This is a genomic window from Hyphomonas polymorpha PS728, from assembly GCF_000685315.1.
GTDB classification, from domain to species: Bacteria; Pseudomonadota; Alphaproteobacteria; order Caulobacterales; family Hyphomonadaceae; genus Hyphomonas; species Hyphomonas polymorpha.
The window spans coordinates 122,618-139,866 of sequence record NZ_ARYM01000011.1 but is presented as its reverse complement, the minus strand read 5'-3'; the positions used below and the strand labels follow the sequence as shown (position 1 = coordinate 139,866).

13 protein-coding genes are annotated in these 17,249 nt (G+C 64.6%); 9 read left to right on the top strand and 4 right to left on the bottom strand.

Going from position 1 to position 17,249, the window contains the following annotated elements:
* Nucleotides 1-28: 28 nt before the first annotated feature.
* On the top strand, nt 29-1,168 hold the full coding sequence (ispG, locus tag HPO_RS10980) for a flavodoxin-dependent (E)-4-hydroxy-3-methylbut-2-enyl-diphosphate synthase (protein ID WP_035598382.1): 1,140 nt from the start codon (nt 29-31) through the stop codon (nt 1,166-1,168).
* Nucleotides 1,169-1,176: 8 nt separating this feature from the next.
* Here the strand turns inward: ispG and HPO_RS10975 are convergent, their stop codons facing one another.
* Nucleotides 1,177-1,710 carry a DUF1254 domain-containing protein gene (locus tag HPO_RS10975; protein ID WP_035598380.1) on the bottom strand — a complete coding sequence of 178 codons (534 nt, stop codon included), beginning with the start codon at nt 1,708-1,710 and terminating at the stop codon, nt 1,177-1,179.
* Complete coding sequence (locus HPO_RS10970) at nt 1,710-2,312, bottom strand: DUF1214 domain-containing protein (RefSeq protein ID WP_035598377.1); 603 nt, start codon at nt 2,310-2,312, stop codon at nt 1,710-1,712. Before HPO_RS10970 ends, HPO_RS10975 begins: the two co-directional genes overlap by 1 nt.
* Before the next feature lie 117 nt (nt 2,313-2,429).
* On the opposite strand from HPO_RS10970, the gene HPO_RS19775 reads away from it, so the two are divergent.
* The 7 genes from HPO_RS19775 (at nt 2,430) to clpB (ending at nt 10,791) form a co-directional block, all read left to right on the top strand.
* Complete coding sequence (locus HPO_RS19775) at nt 2,430-3,707, top strand: glucuronyl esterase domain-containing protein (protein ID WP_157532777.1); 1,278 nt, start codon at nt 2,430-2,432, stop codon at nt 3,705-3,707.
* A 38-nt stretch (nt 3,708-3,745) separates the two neighbouring features.
* Nucleotides 3,746-4,177, top strand: coding sequence for an MAPEG family protein (locus tag HPO_RS10960; RefSeq protein WP_035598374.1), 432 nt, complete (start codon nt 3,746-3,748; stop codon nt 4,175-4,177).
* 48 nt (nt 4,178-4,225) lie between these two features.
* A complete protein-coding gene (gene prfA / locus HPO_RS10955) occupies nt 4,226-5,299 on the top strand; it encodes a peptide chain release factor 1 (RefSeq protein WP_035598372.1) in 1,074 nt (357 codons plus the stop codon).
* A complete protein-coding gene (locus HPO_RS10950; protein ID WP_035598369.1) occupies nt 5,299-6,186 on the top strand; it encodes a retropepsin-like aspartic protease in 888 nt (295 codons plus the stop codon). The genes prfA and HPO_RS10950 overlap by 1 nt, the downstream gene beginning before the upstream one ends.
* On the top strand, nt 6,183-7,040 hold the full coding sequence (prmC, locus tag HPO_RS10945) for a peptide chain release factor N(5)-glutamine methyltransferase (RefSeq protein ID WP_051612533.1): 858 nt from the start codon (nt 6,183-6,185) through the stop codon (nt 7,038-7,040). Before HPO_RS10950 ends, prmC begins: the two co-directional genes overlap by 4 nt.
* 220 nt (nt 7,041-7,260) lie before the next feature.
* A complete protein-coding gene (locus HPO_RS19770; protein WP_051612532.1) occupies nt 7,261-7,995 on the top strand; it encodes a DUF4167 domain-containing protein in 735 nt (244 codons plus the stop codon).
* A gap of 177 nt (nt 7,996-8,172) precedes the next feature.
* Entirely contained in the window at nt 8,173-10,791 is a 2,619-nt protein-coding gene (gene clpB / locus HPO_RS10935; RefSeq protein WP_035598362.1) for an ATP-dependent chaperone ClpB, read from the top strand.
* A 44-nt stretch (nt 10,792-10,835) separates the two neighbouring features.
* Here the strand turns inward: clpB and HPO_RS10930 are convergent, their stop codons facing one another.
* The gene (locus HPO_RS10930; RefSeq protein WP_051612531.1) at nt 10,836-12,155 is read right to left on the bottom strand and encodes a M23 family metallopeptidase; all 1,320 of its coding nucleotides are present in this window, start codon (nt 12,153-12,155) and stop codon (nt 10,836-10,838) included.
* 188 nt (nt 12,156-12,343) lie between these two features.
* Nucleotides 12,344-13,714, bottom strand: coding sequence for a M23 family metallopeptidase (locus tag HPO_RS10925; RefSeq protein WP_035598360.1), 1,371 nt, complete (start codon nt 13,712-13,714; stop codon nt 12,344-12,346).
* Nucleotides 13,715-13,911: 197 nt separating this feature from the next.
* Here HPO_RS10925 and HPO_RS10920 point away from each other — a divergent pair, with 197 nt between their 5' ends.
* On the top strand, nt 13,912-17,217 hold the full coding sequence (locus tag HPO_RS10920) for an intermembrane phospholipid transport protein YdbH family protein (RefSeq protein ID WP_035598357.1): 3,306 nt from the start codon (nt 13,912-13,914) through the stop codon (nt 17,215-17,217).
* The last annotated feature ends 32 nt before the right edge of the window (nt 17,218-17,249 follow it).

Sequence of the window (17,249 nt, the reverse complement as noted above, 5' to 3'; positions counted from 1 at the left end):
ATGAGCCCAAGCCCGTGCGAGACGCCTCATGAGCCACAATCCGATCCGTCCCTGGCGCAATATCGAGCGCCGCAAGTCCCGTCAGGTGCGGGTGGGGAATGTGCTGGTGGGCGGGGACGCGCCCATCGCCGTGCAGACGATGACCAACACCCCGACCGAGGACGCGGCCGCCACCATCGCGCAGATCCTGCGCTGCGCCGAAGCGGGCGCCGACATCGTGCGCGTCTCCTGCCCGACCGAAGAGTCGACGCAGGCCATGCGCGAGATCGTCAAGGCGAGCCCCGTGCCGCTCGTGGCCGACATCCATTTCCACTACAAGCGCGGCATCGAGGCGGCGGATGCGGGCGCGGCCTGCCTGCGGATCAATCCCGGCAATATCGGGTCGCCCGCGCGCGTGAAGGAAGTCGTCGCTGCGGCGCGCGCCAATGGTTGCTCAATGCGGATCGGCGTCAATGGCGGCAGCCTTGAGCGCCACCTGCTGGAGAAATATGGCGAGCCTTGCCCGGACGCGATGGTGGAAAGCGCGCTTGATCACGCGCGTATCCTGGATGATCTCGGCTTCCATGATTACAAGATCTCGGTGAAGGCGTCGGACATGTTCCTCACCGTCGCCGCCTATCAGGCGCTTGCCGAAGCCACCGATGCGCCGCTGCACCTTGGCATCACCGAGGCGGGCGGCCTTCGTACGGGTACGGTCAAATCCTCGATCGGCATGGGCGCGCTGCTCTGGGCCGGCATCGGCGACACGATCCGCGTCTCGCTTTCGGCTGAGCCGGAAGAGGAAGTGAAGGTCGGGTTCGAGATGCTGAAATCCCTCGGCCTGCGCACACGCGGGGTCAATATCGTGGCGTGCCCGAGTTGCGCGCGCCAGGGCTTTGACGTAATCCGCACGGTCGAAACGCTGGAGAAGCGGCTGGCGCATATTTCCGAGCCGATTTCGCTCTCCATCATTGGCTGCGTGGTCAACGGCCCCGGCGAAGCGGCGATGACCGATCTCGGCTTCACCGGCGGCGGCAAGGAAAGCGGCAAGATGTTCGTCAACGGACGGGCTGACCATAACGTCTCGAACACCGATATGGTGGAACACATCGTCAAGCTGGTAGAGGAAAAGGCCGCTCGCCTCCAGGCTCAGCGCGAAGCCGAAACAGCGGAAGTGCCTGCCGAATAAAAGTCAGGTCAGAGCGGCGCGCAGCGGCTTGCCGGGATCAGCGCGGCGGCCGCCTCATAGGCCGCCTGTGAAGGCGCCAGCCTGCGGATCAGGGCGAGGGCTTCGGGCTTTGACACAATCACCTGCTCGGCCTCGCCATACTGGTAGAGATCCTGCCCCTCCAGGGCCACGATCACCCGGCGAATGCCCGGCGTGCCTTGCGCGCGCGCATCCAGAGAGCCAGCATAGACATTGTCCGTATCCGCCTCAAAGATCGAGAGCGAACCATATTCCGGCCAGGCTGGCACGGAAAGCTCCACCGGCCCGTTGGAGAGGTCAATCAGGCAGATGGCATAGGCCAGATCGGGGGAGGGGCGCACCACGGGCTGGCTTTCCGGGGTAACACGCGGGCTCATTGCCCAGGCATGCACGGGCATGCCCCGCTCGACCATCTGTCCACGGACCGTGGACATGATCTTGCCCGGCAGGGCGCTGAGCACCACGAAATGCGCAATCAGAAAGGTGATGGCAAAGGCGGCAAGCCCGGTGAGGAAGGCACGCATCAGACAGCCCCTCCGCAGGAAAGGCGTTTGATAACCGGCGCGGGCAGCACGTCCTCAGGGGTCGCGATCAGCTCCGGCGTGGGTTTGTAGATGCGCAGCATCAGATCGAAGGTGCCGGCATTCTGGCTGGACACCCAGTTCCCGGTCTCCGGCCCATCCGCCGCCACGGTGAAGGACCAGGCGCTGCCGGCGCTGGTGGCTGCCGCCTTTGTCTTGTCGAAGGAGAGGGCGTTGTCCTTGTTGAGCGGCAGGTAGCTCTTGGCGTCATAGAGCGTCACCGACCACCAGAGCCCCGGCATGTCGCCGCCGCTCACTTCATAGCGGCAGTCTTCGGAGAGACGCTGGCCGTCCTCGTCCACGCCCTTGGTGAAATAGACCGCTTCTTCCTTGGTCAGGGCCAGGAGGCCGTGGCGGGCGACCCGCGCCCGCGTCCAGGGATTGGCCGCCGTGGACCCGATGGTCCAGTCGCTTTTCCAGCCGTTTACATTGATCTCATCGCTGAAACCCGCGCCCGCGCCGAACATGCCAGCCGCAAAGAGAGCCGTAACCGCCCCCGCCGCCAAGCCCAGCACACCACCAATCAGAAGAACCACAATCCGCATCCGGTCACGCTATCGTGACTGCAGCCGCCTGCAAGAGGAAAACAGAAGGGGGCTGGGAGGCGCCCCCGCAATGCGCTAGCAACACATGCCTTAGCGGGCATCTTTCCAGGTTTGTTCATGGTGTTGAGAGTTTTGCGCTGGATCGGCCTCAGCCTTCTGGCGGGTGTGATGCTCCTTGTCGGGTCAAGCTGCACCATGCTCGGCCTGAACTATGCGAGCCTGGATACCGCCAACAAGCCCGCCGCTACCCCGCCCATCGATGTCGCCGCGCTGGTTTCCGATCCAGGCGAGCGGGCGCGCCTCAAGGGGCTGCTGCAGGACACGCTGTATGGCGCCTGGCCCGAAGGCCTGCCGGTCAGCTTTGGCGACTGGCGGGTGATCGTTCCGGACTATCTGGAAGGCCGCGGCACGCTGGAAGAACTCGACATCACCATCGGCGCAGGCCCCGGCGCGCGCACTTTCCAACTCGTGGCGGCCTTCCCTTCGGGCGCGGTGCAGGTGCCGGTCGTCATCGCGCAGACCTTCGGGTCCAACTGCGCCACCTTTCCGGAGCAACCTGTCACCAGCATGGATGGGGATGCCTGCACCGTCCGGGATTTCGGCAAGTTTGCCAGCATGGTCATTTCCGCCGTGTTCGGGGAGTATATCGCCGAGGCGCCCATCGACCTCTATTTCGACGCCGGCCTTGCCTATGCCAGCTTCCATGCGAGCGATTTCGTGCCCGATGACGAGGACGAAGCCGGCCCTGCGATCGAGGCGCTTGGCGGAAACCCCAATCCCGGCAGCACGCTGATGGCCTGGGCCTATGCCTATTCCGCCGTGATCACGGCGCTGGAAGCCGATGACCGGGTAGACAATCAACGCATGGCGATCCTCGGCCATTCCCGCCATGGCAAGGCCGCGCTACTGGCGGCCGCCTGGGATCGGCGTGTCGATGCGGTGATCGCCCACCAGACCGGCTTTGGCGGCGCGGCGCTTTCCCGGTCGCCCTCTGGCGAGCGGCTGGACCGGATGGTGAAATCCTATCCTCACTGGCTGGCCCCCAGCGCGGCGCCGTATGCGGCGGATCCCGCCACGCTGCCTTTCGATCAGCATCACCTGCTGGCGCTGATCGCGCCCCGTCCGCTCTTCCTCGGCAATGCGCGCCGGGATGTCTGGGCCGACCCCAATTCCAGCTATCGGGCGGCTTATGCGGCCAGCGCCGTCTGGCGCGCCCATGGCGAGACGGGCCTGAAGGACGACATGACCCATTTCGATCCGGCTGCCGATATTGCCTTCTTCTTGCGTCCCGGCGGCCACAGCATCGTCGACGATGACATTGAGGCCTTTGTGGCCTTCCTGAAGGCGCATCTGCAGAAAACAGCTCAGTTGCCAAGCCAGGTGACAGCGCCCTAATCTCTCCCGCAACAACACTGCTGTGGGAGGCAACAACAATGGCAATACCTGAAATCGAATTCCTGAAACCCGTGCTGGCGCTGGTTATCTGGACCTGCGTAATGTGGATCTGGATGTATGCGCTGCGCCTGCCAGCCTTTAGCAAGGCAGGCATCAAGCCGGACGAGGCACGCCATCCGGGCACCTATTCTGAAAAGCTGCCCCCGCATGTCCGCTCGGCAGCGGACAATTACAACCACCTGCACGAACAGCCGACGATCTTCTACGCCCTCATGTTCTTCGCCGCGCTCACCGGGGGCGGGGACAATCTCTCCACCCTGGTCGCCTGGGCCTATGTGGCGCTGCGGGTGGTGCATTCCTTCGTGCAGATCGTGATTGGCTCGGTGCCGCTGCGCTTCCTGGTCTTCTCGCTGGGCACCTTCTGCCTGTTCTTTCTGGCCGGGAAGGAAGCTCTGCGTATCTTCGCCTGACAGCCGCGCGGGCTTCCATGCCGCCTGAAAGCGGATTAAAGGGCGGGCATGTCAGCCCTGTCCCAGATGCGCCTTCAGCAGGTGATCGACCGGTTCGAGGAGGTTGAGGCCCGGATGGGCGCAACCTCCGACTCCTCGGAGATCATCACCCTTTCCAAGGAACACGCCGAGCTTCGCCCGGTGGTCGAGAAGGCGCGCGACCTGATGTCGGCCCGCAAGGGGCTGGCCGAAGCCGAAGCGATGCTCGCCTCCGGCGACAGGGAAATGGCCGAACTGGCCGAAATGGAGATTGAGGATCTGCGCGAGCGCCTGCCGGCGCTCGAACAGGAAATGCAGATCCTGCTTCTGCCCAAGGATGTCGACGACAAGGCCGACATCGTGCTGGAGGTGCGCGCGGGCACCGGCGGGGATGAAGCCGCGCTGTTCGCGGGCGACCTCTTCCGCATGTATACCCGTTTCGCCCAGATCATGGGCTGGAAGGTAGAGATCGTGGACGTCTCTCCGGGGGACGCGGGCGGCTATAAGGAAATCATCGCCAATGTGTCCGGCGACGGCGTGTTCGGGCGGATGAAGTGGGAAAGCGGTGTCCACCGCGTCCAGCGCGTGCCCGCCACCGAAACACAGGGCCGCATCCATACATCGGCGGCCACGGTCGCCGTTCTCCCGGCCCCGGAAAATATCGAGATCGAGGTGCGCCCCGAAGACATCCGTATCGATACGATGCGCGCCTCCGGCGCAGGCGGCCAGCACGTCAACAAGACCGACTCGGCCGTGCGCATCACCCACCTTGCCACCGGCATCGTGGTCACGAGCTCTGAGAAATCCCAGCATGTGAACCGCGACAAGGCGATGCAGCAGCTGAAGATCCGTCTCTACGAAAAGGAACGCTCCGAGAAGGACGCCGCCCGCGCAGAGGCCCGTGCCAGCCAGATCGGTTCCGGTGACCGCAGCCAGAAAGTGCGCACCTACAACTATCCGGAAAACCGCGTCACCGATCACCGTATCGGCCTGACGCTCTATTCGCTTGACCGGATCATTGCCGGCGACAAGCTCGGCGATGTAATCGAAGCTCTGATCACGGAAGATCAGTCGCGCCGTCTGGCCGCGCTGGAGTCAAGTTGATGCGTCCGCGCTTTGCCTGGCTTGGTGTCTGCATGGCCGGTCTCGCCGCTTGCGCCAGCGCGCCTGCGGCCGTTCCGGCTGCAACACCCTCGCTGGCCGCAGCGCAGGCCAATCTGCGCGTGGTGGGCAACAGGATTTTCCTGCCGGTTGACGTTCAGGGCATCGCCACGGAGGCGCTTCTGGATTCCGGCGCGGAGATGACCCTGCTGGACACCGCCTTTGCCGCCACTGCCGGTCTCGCCGCCTTCGGCGAGGAAGAGGCAAGGGGCACGGGCGCGGGCACGCAAAGCGTTCAGTTTGCAGAAGGCGTCACGCTGAAGGCGGCGGGAAAGACGCTGCAGGACCGGATGGTGGCCATCCTTGACCTGACGGATATTTCGCAGCGCGTCGTCGGCGCGCCGCTGACCGTGGTGCTCGGCCGGGAATTTTTTGACGCCGGCATCTATGCGATGGACATTGAGGCTGGCCGCATCGAAGAGACCGGCGCGGAGGCTCTGCCCGCGTCCGATCCGCTGTCGCTGCAGGACGCCCACGGCATCAAGCAGCTCGGCGCGGCAATCAACGGGGTTCCGGTGCTGGCCGATTTTGATCTTGGCAATGGCAATGAAGTTCTGCTCAGCCGGGCCTTTGCTGAGCGCGCCGGCCTGCTGGCGCCGGATAACATCCTTGGCACCAAGATGGGCGGCGGCATTGGCGGAGATGTCGAACGCACGCTCGTCCGTATAGAGACGCTTGAGATTGGCGGATTGACGCTGAAGGATGTGACGGCGGCCGTCTCCCCTCATGAGAAGGGGGCAGATGCCAATGTCGGCGTCTCGGTGCTGCGCCATTTCCGCATTGTCGTCGATTATGAAGGCAACCGGATCTGGCTGGAGCCGCGTGCGTGAAGCCGCCCACCTATGACGAACTGATCAGCCTGGCGGCCCGGCGCTTCCGGGAAGCGGGCTTGGACCGCGCGCGGTCAGAAGCGATGATGCTGATGATCCATGCCTTCGGCGGGTCGCATCTGGCGTTGATTTCGGCCGGAAATTCGCCGGTGCCCAAAACGGTGGAAGAAGATTTCCTCGCCGCCGTTGCGCGCCGGGCCGCGCGCGAGCCGGCCCAGCACATCATGGGCGAGACGCATTTCTACGGCCTCGACATCGTTACCGATGCGCGCGCCCTCATTCCGCGCACCGACAGCGAGTGCGTCGTCACTGCGGCGCTCGATCGCCTGCCCAAGGATGGCCCGCTCTGGCTGGCAGATCTCGGCACCGGCACCGGCTGCCTCCTCGCCGCGCTGCTCACCCAGCGCCCGGAGGCCAGCGGGGAGGGGGTGGAAGCAAGCCCGGAAGCCGCGCAGCTCGCCCGCGCGAATCTGGAAAAGCACCGCCTGACGGATCGCTCCGCCATCTTCATCGGCAGCTGGGCAAACTGGCAAGGCTGGCCCAAGGCGGACCTCATCATCTCCAACCCGCCCTATATCGCCTCGGATGTGATTGCCGGGCTTGAGCCGGAAGTGCGCAAACATGAGCCGCTGATGGCGCTTGATGGCGGCCAGGACGGGCTCAACTGCTACCGGGAGATCATCGCGCTGGGCGCGGCCGGCATGAAGCCCGGCGCCTGGCTGGTGCTGGAGATCGGCTATGACCAGAAAGAGGCCGTTCTGGGCCTGATGGCGCTGGCGGGCTTTGAAAGCCTCGCCTCCGGTCAGGATCTGGGCAGCAATGACCGCTGGGTGGCGGGCTGCAGACCCCGTTAATTCTGCTTACATTTTCCCTTGGCGGACCCCGCATTCCACGTTACATAAGGGTTCGGTGAGGGGCCGCCCGCAATTTCCTGCGGGTGTAGATGCAAGCTCCCGCCAGGGATCGGTTGAAACGGCAGCGTCGATACTCAGGCCCCACCTGCACGCAGAAGCTGACGGTTCTGACAACTGCTTGCCGGCAATTTTAGGCACACTTTGAAACAGGATATCCCGAATGAAACGCTCACGCGGGCGCAACAGACGCTCAGGCGGCAATCCGCAGAATGCTTTCAACAATCCCAACCGCCACTATGAGAGTGTCGGTCCGGACGTGAAGATCCGCGGTTCCGCCCAGCAGGTTCTGGAGAAATACCTTCAATACGCCCGTGACGCGCAGACCAGCGGCGACCGCATTCTCTCCGAAGCCTATTTCCAGTTCGCCGAGCATTATCAGCGCATCGTCGCCAAGCAGCTCGAAGCGCGTAACCAGCAGCAACAGCAGCACCAGAACCGGGGCGACCGGCGCGATGATCGCGACAATCGCCCGAACGGTGACCGGGATTATCGCGGCAACCAGCCCTCCGAAGGCGCCGATACCGGCGAAGAGGATGCGGGCGAGGCCGTCGTTGTCACTTCCACCCATTCCCGTCACGAGGATGAAGGCGAGCGCGCCGATTCGCTCCGCGTGATCGATACCGATGACGAGGCCGATGATTCGTCTGCTGAGCAGGCCGAGGAAGCCGCTGCCGAAGAGGCCGCCCCGGCTGAGCGCGACCGCGCAGAGCGGGGCAGCCGCAGCGCAGGCCGCCGCAAGCCCTACAAGGCCCGCGAGGAGCGCGCTCCCCGCCAGAAGGAAGAAGACGGCGCCTCCGAGGCTGTTTCCGAAACCGATGGCGTGATGAAAACCCTCTCGCGCGGCCGCCGCCGCCCGTCGGCCGAGGAAACCGCGCCAGCCGAGACAACCGACTGATCCGCCACCGGTCTACGTAAATCTACTGCGACGCCCCGCCCTCCAGCGGGGCGTTTCGTTTTGCGCGGCAAGTGCTTGCAGCTTTCGCCCGGCATTCCCACATCGGCTTCATCGAGACGGCTGCCGCTGAGCGGGGCCGGCAAGCATTACAATCTGCCTCCAGAAGGGGATGAACCCATGAACCTTGACCAATACACCGAACGTGCCCGCGCCATCATCCAGGGCGCGCAAACTTCCGCGCTGGCCGCTGGCCATCAGGTGCTGACACCGGCGCACATTCTGAAAACCCTGCTTGAAGACCGTGACCAGCTCGCGGTGAACCTCATCCGCGCGGCCGGTGGCCGGCCGGAGCTGGCCGTGCAGGGCGTCGACACGGCCCTTGGCAAACTGCCAAAGGTTTCCGGCGCCGGCGCAGGCGGCCTGCGCCTTGAACAATCGGGCGCAAAACTCTTCCAGGACGCTGAGGCGGGCGCCAAGAAAGCCGGTGACGCTTTCGTCACCGCCGAGCGCCTGTTGCTCGCCATTGCCGGCCTTGCCGGAGACCCGGCTGCTGACGTTCTGAAGAATGCGGGCGTGACGCCCAAGACGCTGGAAGGCGCCATCGCCCAGCTGCGCCAGGGCCGCACGGCAGACAGTCAGAATGCGGAAGAAGGCTATGAAGCCCTCAAGAAATACGCCCGCGACCTGACCAAGGACGCCCGCGAAGGCAAGCTCGATCCGGTGATCGGGCGTGATGAGGAAATCCGCCGCGCGATCCAGGTGCTTTCCCGCCGCTCCAAGAACAACCCCGTCCTGATCGGTGAGCCGGGCGTCGGCAAGACGGCCATTGCCGAAGGCCTTGCCCTGCGCATCGTCAATGGCGACGTGCCCGAAAGCCTGAAGGACAAGAAACTTCTCGCGCTCGACATGGGCGCGCTGATCGCGGGCGCCAAATTCCGCGGTGAGTTTGAAGAACGTCTGAAAGCCGTGCTGAACGAAGTTCAGCAGGCGGAAGGCGGCATCATCCTCTTCATTGACGAGATGCACACGCTTGTCGGCGCCGGCAAATCGGAAGGCGCCATGGATGCGTCCAACCTCCTGAAACCGGCGCTCGCGCGCGGCGAACTCCATTGTATCGGCGCCACGACGCTGGACGAATACCGCAAATATGTCGAAGGTGACCCGGCGCTCGCCCGCCGCTTCATGGCCGTCTATGTCGACGAGCCAACTGTGGAAGACACAATCTCGATCCTCCGGGGCCTGAAGGCCCGCTATGAGGCCCATCACGGTGTGCGCATATCGGATGCGGCAATTGTTGCTGCCGCCACGCTTTCGAACCGCTACATCACGGACCGCTTCCTGCCCGACAAGGCCATCGACCTGATGGACGAAGCCGGCTCGCGCCTGCGCATGCAGGTGGATTCAAAACCTGAGGAACTCGACGAGATCGATCGCCGCCTGCTGCAGCTGAAGATCGAGGCTGAAGCCCTCAAGAAGGAAAAGGACACCGCCTCGCAGGACCGGCTGAAAACGCTGGAAGGCGAGATCGCGGGCCTCGAAACCCGCTCGCGCGAACTCACCACCGCCTGGAGCGCGGAGAAGGACAAGCTGAAAGGCGCCGCCTCTGCCAAGGAACAGCTCGACCGGGCTTACTCCGACATGGCCGAGGCCCAGCGCCAGGGCGACCTTGCCAAGGCCTCTGAGCTGAAATTTTCCACCATCCCGCGGCTGGAAAAGATGATTGCGGAAGTCGAGGCCAAGGGGGACGCCGAAGGCGGCCTCGTGTCCGAAGTCGTCCGTCCAGAGCATATCGCGGGCGTCGTCTCCAAATGGACCGGCATCCCCGTCGACAAGATGATGGAAGGGGAGCGCGAGAAACTGCTGCGCATGGAAGATTCCCTGCGGGGCCGCGTCGTCGGCCAGGAAGACGCGCTCGTCGCCGTCTCCAATGCCGTGCGCCGGGCCCGCGCCGGCCTGCAGGATCCGAACCGTCCCATCGGCTCGTTCCTCTTCGTCGGCCCCACGGGCGTCGGCAAGACGGAGCTGACCAAGGCGCTCGCCGAATTCATGTTCGATGACGACACCGCCATCCTGCGGCTCGACATGTCCGAGTTCTCGGAGAAACACTCCGTGGCCAGATTGATCGGCGCGCCTCCGGGCTATGTCGGTTATGATGAAGGCGGCGTGCTGACCGAGGCTGTCCGGCGCCGGCCCTATCAGGTCGTCCTGTTCGACGAGGTGGAGAAGGCCCATCCGGACCTTTTCAATACGCTGCTTCAGGTGCTCGATGATGGCCGCCTCACCGATGGCCAGGGCCGCACGGTGGATTTCAAGAACACGATCATCATCATGACCTCGAACCTCGGCGCAGACGCGCTGGCGAGCGGGGAAGAGGGCGAAGTCTCCGAGAGCGCCCGCGAGCATGTGATGGCCGCCATCCGCCGTCATTTCCGCCCGGAATTCATCAACCGGATCGACGAGATCGTCTTCTTCAAGCGGCTGGGCCGCGGCGAGATCGACCATATCGTCGACATCCAGATGAGCCGCCTCGAAAAGCTGCTCAAGGACCGGAAGATGAAGCTCGACCTCAGCCTGGACGCCCGCAACTGGCTGGCCGCGCGCGGCTATGATCCGGTCTATGGCGCGCGGCCCCTGAAGCGCGTGATCCAGAAAGAGCTGCAGGACCCGCTCGCGCGCCTCCTGCTGGAAGGCCGCATCCTCGATGGCGAGACAATCCATGTCGGCGTCGAAGGCGATGGCCTCTCCATCAACGGCGTGCCCAACACCTTCGCCAAAGGCAAGACGGCGCTCAACTGATCGGGCTTATTGGATCGTAAGCGGAATAATCGCCTCGGCGTCCCTCAGGGCGCCGGGGCGTTTGTCATCCGGGCGGTGCTGGCGGTGGCGGCGAAAAGCTGGCCGCCAGCCGCTTCATTCCGGAAAGTGTCGATCGCGTCGCGCTGGGCCTCGAAGGCGGCAAGCACCGTCTTGTTGCCGGTAATGTCGCGGCCTGTCGGCAGCGCCAGCGTTTCCGGGTTCACATAGAAGCCGTTGCGTAGCACTTCGTAATGCAGATGCGCGCCGGTGCTGGAGCCGGTGGAGCCGACATAGCCGATCACCTCGCCGCGCATGACGGTGCGTCCCGGTGTCAGGTTTTCGGCAAATCCGGACATATGCGCATAGACGGTTTCATAGCCGCGCTCATGCCGTATGCGGACAAACCAGCCATAGCCTTCGCCATACCGCATGTCGGTCACGAGGCCCGAGCCGGCCGCGCGGATCGGCGTACCCACCGGCGCACGGAAATCGATACCGGCATGCAGCAGCATTTCGCCGGTGATGGGGTGCATGCGGTTGCCGAAGCCGGAGCTCATCTCGCCCCCGCGCACCGGATCGCGCAGCAGGAATTCGTCGCCTGCAACGCCGCTGCGGCTGAAGAATTCGGGCAGGCCCGTATCTTCCGGCGTAAACCGGTACCAGCTGCCGGAGGTTTTGGCGCCATTGAAGGCGGCAAAGACAAGATCGCCTGCCTCCAGGAAATTGCCGCGCTCATCGGTGACCACTTCAATCACAGCATCAAACCGCTCGCCCTTGCGCCCGCCTTTGGCCAGGGCAGGGTCTTCGGGGAAGAGGCCGGCAAACATGTCGGCATGCTGGCGGGTACCGCCTCCGGCGATGATGGCGTCGGCGAGGCTCGTGTCGATGCGGCCCGCGACGCGGTGCAGGGCTGTGGTCGTGCGGGCGGATAGAAGATTGGCCTTGAAGCGGCCATCGCTGCTCCGGCTGGCCACCAGGGTGGCCTTGGGGCTCAGCTTGGCGCTGACGCCGGCCAGGCGCTCGCGCCCGTCTTCGCCCGCCTCGAACCATGCCGACAGCGCCGTGCCGGGGCGCAGGCGCTGGCCGCGCGTGGGCGAGGCGTCGCGCAGCGCAACGGCCGCGGCCGTGGCATCTTCCGGGCTCGCGCCCAGCACTTCGAGCACATCCATAGCCGAAACACTGGCCGTTACCGTGCCATTGCGGGTCACGGTTTCAGTTTGCCCCGCTTCAGCGCGCAAATCGTTGATCTGCAGCAGGCTCAGCGGCTTCAGGGTTTCCGGTTCGGCCCGCACCAGCAGGAAAAGCGCCAGTATGATGAGAATGACCGCGCCGCCGCCGATGCGTTCGGCGGTACGGGAAGTCATGTCCAGACGCCGTACGGCGACAGGAATCCGAGGCGGCTTTCGCGTTCGTTTCATGCCGTTTCTCCCATCCAGGGGCCGAGAAGGGCCTAGGTCTGGCAGTCAGGAAGCAAGAAAGGGACCAGAATCGCCCCAGAGGAGAGATTCTTGCGCAGCCAGTCTCGCTGTGGGTTAAGAATTCTGATGGCTGTTCAGGGGCTTACAGGCACTTCCTGAGGCATCAGTTGAGCCATCGGCCCGGTCCCGCCATTGCGCAGGGAGTCGATGCTCTGCTTGTACTGCATGAACTCGGCCAGCATGGCCGGTTCTTCGGAAAGCTTCCGCCCCGTCGGCAGTTTCAGCGACATCGCATTCACCGGCTTGCCGTCCACATACACTTCATAATGCAGGTGTGGGCCGGTCGAAGCGCCGGTGGAGCCGACATAACCGATCACATCCCCCTGGCGCACTTTCATGCCCGGCTTCAGGCCCTTGGCATAGCGCGAGAGGTGGGCATAGGCGGTCTCATAACCGCGCGTATGCTTGATCTTGATGAAGTTGCCATAGCCGCCATTCCAGCTTGCCCGCTGCACGGTGCCCGAGCCGGCAGCGTAGATCGGCGTGCCCGTGGGGGCGGCAAAATCGGTACCCTTGTGCAGGCGGGTATAGCCCGAGATGGGGTGGCGCCGCGTGCCGAAATTGGAGGAGATGCGTGCCCCGTTGATCGGCGTCTTCATCAGGAATTTCGTGGCGCTTTCGCCCTTTTCATCGAAATAATCCGGCACGCCGTCATCGCTGGGCGCAAAGCGGTAGAAGCCGCGCTTCAGCGCCTTCCCGTCGAGCGCCGCATACAGCACCTCGCCATGGCGCACGGGGTTGCCGCGCTCATCCACGAAGGTCTCGAAGAAAATCTCGAACCGGTCGCCGGGGTGAATTTCCCGTTGAAAGTCAATGTCATAGGCAAAGGCGCTGGCAAAATCGACGACCTGCTGATCCCCCGCGCCCAGCTTCAGGGCTGCGTTATAGATCGATCCGTCAATCTCTGCGGCCACCCGCTTGTAGCTGGGGATCAGTTTCGCGTTCAGCTGTGTTGCCTGCCAGCCGCCCTCCAGCGTGCGCGTCACCAGCAGGCTGCGATCGGCGTCCGCCTTGATCGCCAGCGCCGTCAGCCGGCCGTCTTCCACGAAGGTTTCCGCTTGCAGGCCGGGGCGCAGGCGGCGGTGATCGATCAGATCCTTGCTGTAGACAGCCTGCAGCGCGGCATTGGCTTCGCCCACAGGCGCGCCCAGCCGGCTGACCAGGCCCGTCAGGGTTTCGTTCCGCTCCAGCTTGCCTTCAGCCTTCACCAGCTGGCGCGGCATATCGGCCACGTCCACCGCTGACACCAGCCGCGCGGCCAGGGGCAGGGGCACTGCCGCGTCTGCCGTATGCACTATCGCCGCGTCCGGCCGCCCGGCCATCACCAGTCCTGCCAGCGCGGAAGCTGACCCAAGAACACCCAGCACAACGAGGCTTTTCATGCCCTGGGAAAGGTTGCGTTTCGGCGGGTTTGCCGGGGCGATGGGAAAGTCGTCCTGGTTCAAGCTCGGTATCCTGTCTTCTGACGCCCCCCGGCCCTTCGGGCTGGAATGGAACTTCAGCGCCCTATTTTCGTCTCCTGATCAACTTAAGGATTCGAGAGGTTGGAACGCCTGAATTACATGCCACTTTAGGACTTTATGGCGTAGTGGAAGCAAGAAGCAAGCCGGTCGGACCAGTGAAGCCTGTCGACTCTTCAGAAATGAAGCGCCTCTCAGGGGAGGCGTCACCTCGCCAGCATGTCTGGCCGAGACGGCTGCTCTATGGCTCTGCCATCCTCGTCGTAGCCTCCACCGGCCTTGTCTGGATGCTACGAAAACCCCTTGCAGAACAAGCGCTTGACGCATGGTGCGCCGAGCGGGATCTGATCTGCGACGCCCGTTTTACCCGTATCGGCCTTGGCGGCGCCACCCTGACAGGCGTGCGCATCGCGTCGGGTCCAGACGTGCCGGCAGAAGCCGAGGAGATCATTGCGCGCCTTTCCTGGCCGAAGCTGTTTACCCCCCGGATTGATGGAATTTCGATCACCGGCCTCCAAATGCGGGGCACTCTGGATGCCACAGGATTGAAATTTTATGGGCTGGAACGTCTGGCCGCGCCCTCCGGTGAGGGCGGCGCCGCCGCGCCCCCCATCGATATCCGCGACGCCCGCATTTACCTTCAGACACCCTTTGGCGCGGCGGCTGCCACGCTGAACGTCTCCGGCAGCTTTCCGGAGAATGCCACCGCCTCCCTGGCGCTTGATCCGGCGCGTCTGGCGCTGGGTGACGCGCGGATGGTGCTGGGCGAAGCGCTGCTGAAAGCCCGGATCACCGGCGGCGAGGTCACCGGCGAGCTGCGTCTGGCGTCAGATTCGGCGCAGGCTGGCGGCTATACCGCTTCGGGCTTCAGCCTTGCGGCAGAAACGAGTTTCCCGCTCAGCGGCGACGGCGCCACTTCGTTTGAATGGTCCGCCCGCCTGGCGCAGGGGGCCTCGCCTGAGGCAAGCCTCAGCGGTCTGCGCACGCGCGGCCGGGCGGAGTTTGACGTCCTCCCGGATATGTCCGCCGGCAGTATCCTCGACGCGCTCACTCTTGCCGTTGCGCAGGTCGAGTTCGACCGGGCTGAAGCCTCCGGCTGGTCGGTCGGCGAAAGCGCTTTCAATACCGAGCTTGAAGGCAGCAGCGGCGCCTTCCAGGGCCCGGTCTCGCTGGAGGCCAGCAATCTCGCTGGCCCGCCCGGCACGGCCACTGAATGGCGCCTCGCCGGCGATCTGGCCCGCTCGGCTGACCGTCGCGTCGATTTCACCGGGGGCGTCCAGCTTAATGGCACCGCGCTGACGGCAGAAACGCTCGCCCCGGTCACGAATGCCCTCAAGCTGCCGGGCGTTCTTGAGGCGCATGGCGCGGCCCTCTCCGGCGCGTTGACGCGCGCCTCCAAGGATTTCGACACCGCCTTCGGCCTGCGCGCCACCCTGCGGGACGGCGATCTGCGCGTGGATGCGGATGGGCCTTCCGCGCTGGCGGCGGCTTCCGGGCTTCGTCTGGAGGCGGACGGTCCAGATGGCGGCAGCTGGCTGCGCGTGCAGGGCGGGGACGTGCTGATGAGCGGCAGCCTGCGCCTTTCCGGCGGAGGTATGCCCCGCATGGCGGCAGACCTCGGCACCACGCGGCTCAGCCAGACCTCGCTCAGCCTCGAAGGCGCCTCGCTGAACCTCGCCCCCTGGTCGGCTGGCGGCCGCACCATCGCGGCAGATTTCAGCGCTTTTGACTACACCGCAGAAGCGGGCGGCTACCAGGCGCGCGGGCAGGGGGAATTTACCCTCACCGGAGAGCTGGAAGGCGTCACGCTCCAGCGCACGCGCCTCGCCGGCGGGCTCAGCGCGGTGCAGGATGCAGCCGGCCTGCGCGTTCAGTCCGATGGCAAGCCATGCCTCGCCGTCACCTCTGATGGCATCGTCACCGGCGGCATCACCATTCCGCGCGCCGCTTTCAATATTTGCCCCGTAGACGGACGGTTCATCCGCCAGGGCACCCCGCTCAGCGGCGCTGCCAGCCTCGGCAATGTCGATGTCCCGATGCAGTTTTCCGGAGGCGAGGGCACACTCGCCCTGCGCAGCGCCAAGGTGAACTGGACGCTCTCAAACGGCTTCCAGATGATTGTCGGTGCCGATACGCTCAGTATGCCGATGACGCTGGGCGAGAACACGCTCACCATCGACAGCGGCGCGCCGGAAATCCGCCTCGCCACCGGCTCCGGGCCGGTGCGCATCCTGGCAGGCCTCGGCCAGACCCAGTTTGGCGGCGGCATGATCCCGGCGAATGTCTCGGCGGCGCATTTCGGCTTTGAAGGCACCAGCGCCCCTGGCGGTCTGTCGGGCGATGTCTCGGTCCGCAGCGTCCGGATTGCCGACACGCTGGAAGACCCGATCTATGAGCCTGTGCTGGGGGATTTTGCCGGCCGCATCGAAGGCCAGCGCCTGGTGGCCTCCGGCCCCCTGCGGCTGGAAATGTCCGGCACGCAGATCGCCGAAGCCCGCGCCGACATAAACATCTTCGATCTGGAAGGCACCGCCGCCATCAATTCGGAGCGGCTGGTCTTCTTCCCCGGCGGCATTCAGCCGTCGATGATTTCCCGCCGCCTCGTCGGTCTCTTCACCGCCGCTGAAGGCGAGTTCAACGGCGACGCGGCCTTCACCATCAATGGCGGAGATATTCAGGGTACGGCGGATCTCACGCTCAGCAATTTCGGCTTCCAGACCACCCGTCTTGGCCGGGTCAGCGGCATCGCCGGCAATGTCCGCTTCACCGATGTGATGAAGCTCACCACGGCGCCGCAGCAGGAAATCACCATCAGCAGCGTCAATCCCGGCATTCCTTTCTCCAATGGCCGGGTCCTGTTCAATCTGGAAGAGGGCAAGACCCTGCATCTGGACGAGGTGTCCTTCCCCTTCGCCGGGGGAGAGCTGGCGCTTGCCCCGCTTGACTGGTCGCTTAGCGAAGGCGCAGACCAGCGTGTCGAGGTCACCGCCAGCCGGATCAACCTCACCCAGCTGATCGAAGTGCTGAAACTGCCCGACACGGCCGCCGAAGGCACGGTCAGCGGTTCCTTCCCGATCGAGTTCACGCCTACCTCCGTCTATGTGCGCGATGCGCGCCTGCGGGCCGATGAGGGCGGGCGCCTCTCCTATACCGGCGGGGCGGTGAATGCCGCCGCCGAGAACGATCCCACCGCGGCCATGGCCTTCAACGCGCTGCGGGATCTTGAATTCTATGTACTGGAAGTCAGCCTGTCGGGAGATCTGGCAGACCAGATGCAGGCAGGCATCATTCTGGCCGGGCGCAATATCCGCTCTGTACCTGTGGGCGGGGCCATCACCATGCCGCCCGGCCAGGCCTTCGAGTTTTCCATGAACTTCAACCTGCCGCTCACCCAGCTGATCGAGCAGGGTCTCCAGTCAGCCAATGCCAGCACGCTGATCGACATTGCCACCGGCCTGGAAGAGGGCGGCCAGCCGCCACCTGAATGACAGGCAACAGCTGCGTCGATTGACGTTAAGAA

Coding starts and splice junctions, on each gene's coding strand:
- prfA (WP_035598372.1), top strand. CDS start 4,226: ATGTCAGCCCTGTCCCAGATGCGCCTTCAGCAGGTGATCGACCGGTTC.
- ispG (WP_035598382.1), top strand. CDS start 29: ATGAGCCACAATCCGATCCGTCCCTGGCGCAATATCGAGCGCCGCAAG.
- HPO_RS19775 (WP_157532777.1), top strand. CDS start 2,430: ATGGTGTTGAGAGTTTTGCGCTGGATCGGCCTCAGCCTTCTGGCGGGT.
- HPO_RS10920 (WP_035598357.1), top strand. CDS start 13,912: ATGAAGCGCCTCTCAGGGGAGGCGTCACCTCGCCAGCATGTCTGGCCG.
- HPO_RS19770 (WP_051612532.1), top strand. CDS start 7,261: ATGAAACGCTCACGCGGGCGCAACAGACGCTCAGGCGGCAATCCGCAG.
- HPO_RS10960 (WP_035598374.1), top strand. CDS start 3,746: ATGGCAATACCTGAAATCGAATTCCTGAAACCCGTGCTGGCGCTGGTT.
- HPO_RS10970 (WP_035598377.1), bottom strand. CDS start 2,312: ATGCGGATTGTGGTTCTTCTGATTGGTGGTGTGCTGGGCTTGGCGGCG.
- HPO_RS10975 (WP_035598380.1), bottom strand. CDS start 1,710: ATGCGTGCCTTCCTCACCGGGCTTGCCGCCTTTGCCATCACCTTTCTG.
- HPO_RS10930 (WP_051612531.1), bottom strand. CDS start 12,155: ATGACTTCCCGTACCGCCGAACGCATCGGCGGCGGCGCGGTCATTCTC.
- clpB (WP_035598362.1), top strand. CDS start 8,173: ATGAACCTTGACCAATACACCGAACGTGCCCGCGCCATCATCCAGGGC.
- HPO_RS10950 (WP_035598369.1), top strand. CDS start 5,299: ATGCGTCCGCGCTTTGCCTGGCTTGGTGTCTGCATGGCCGGTCTCGCC.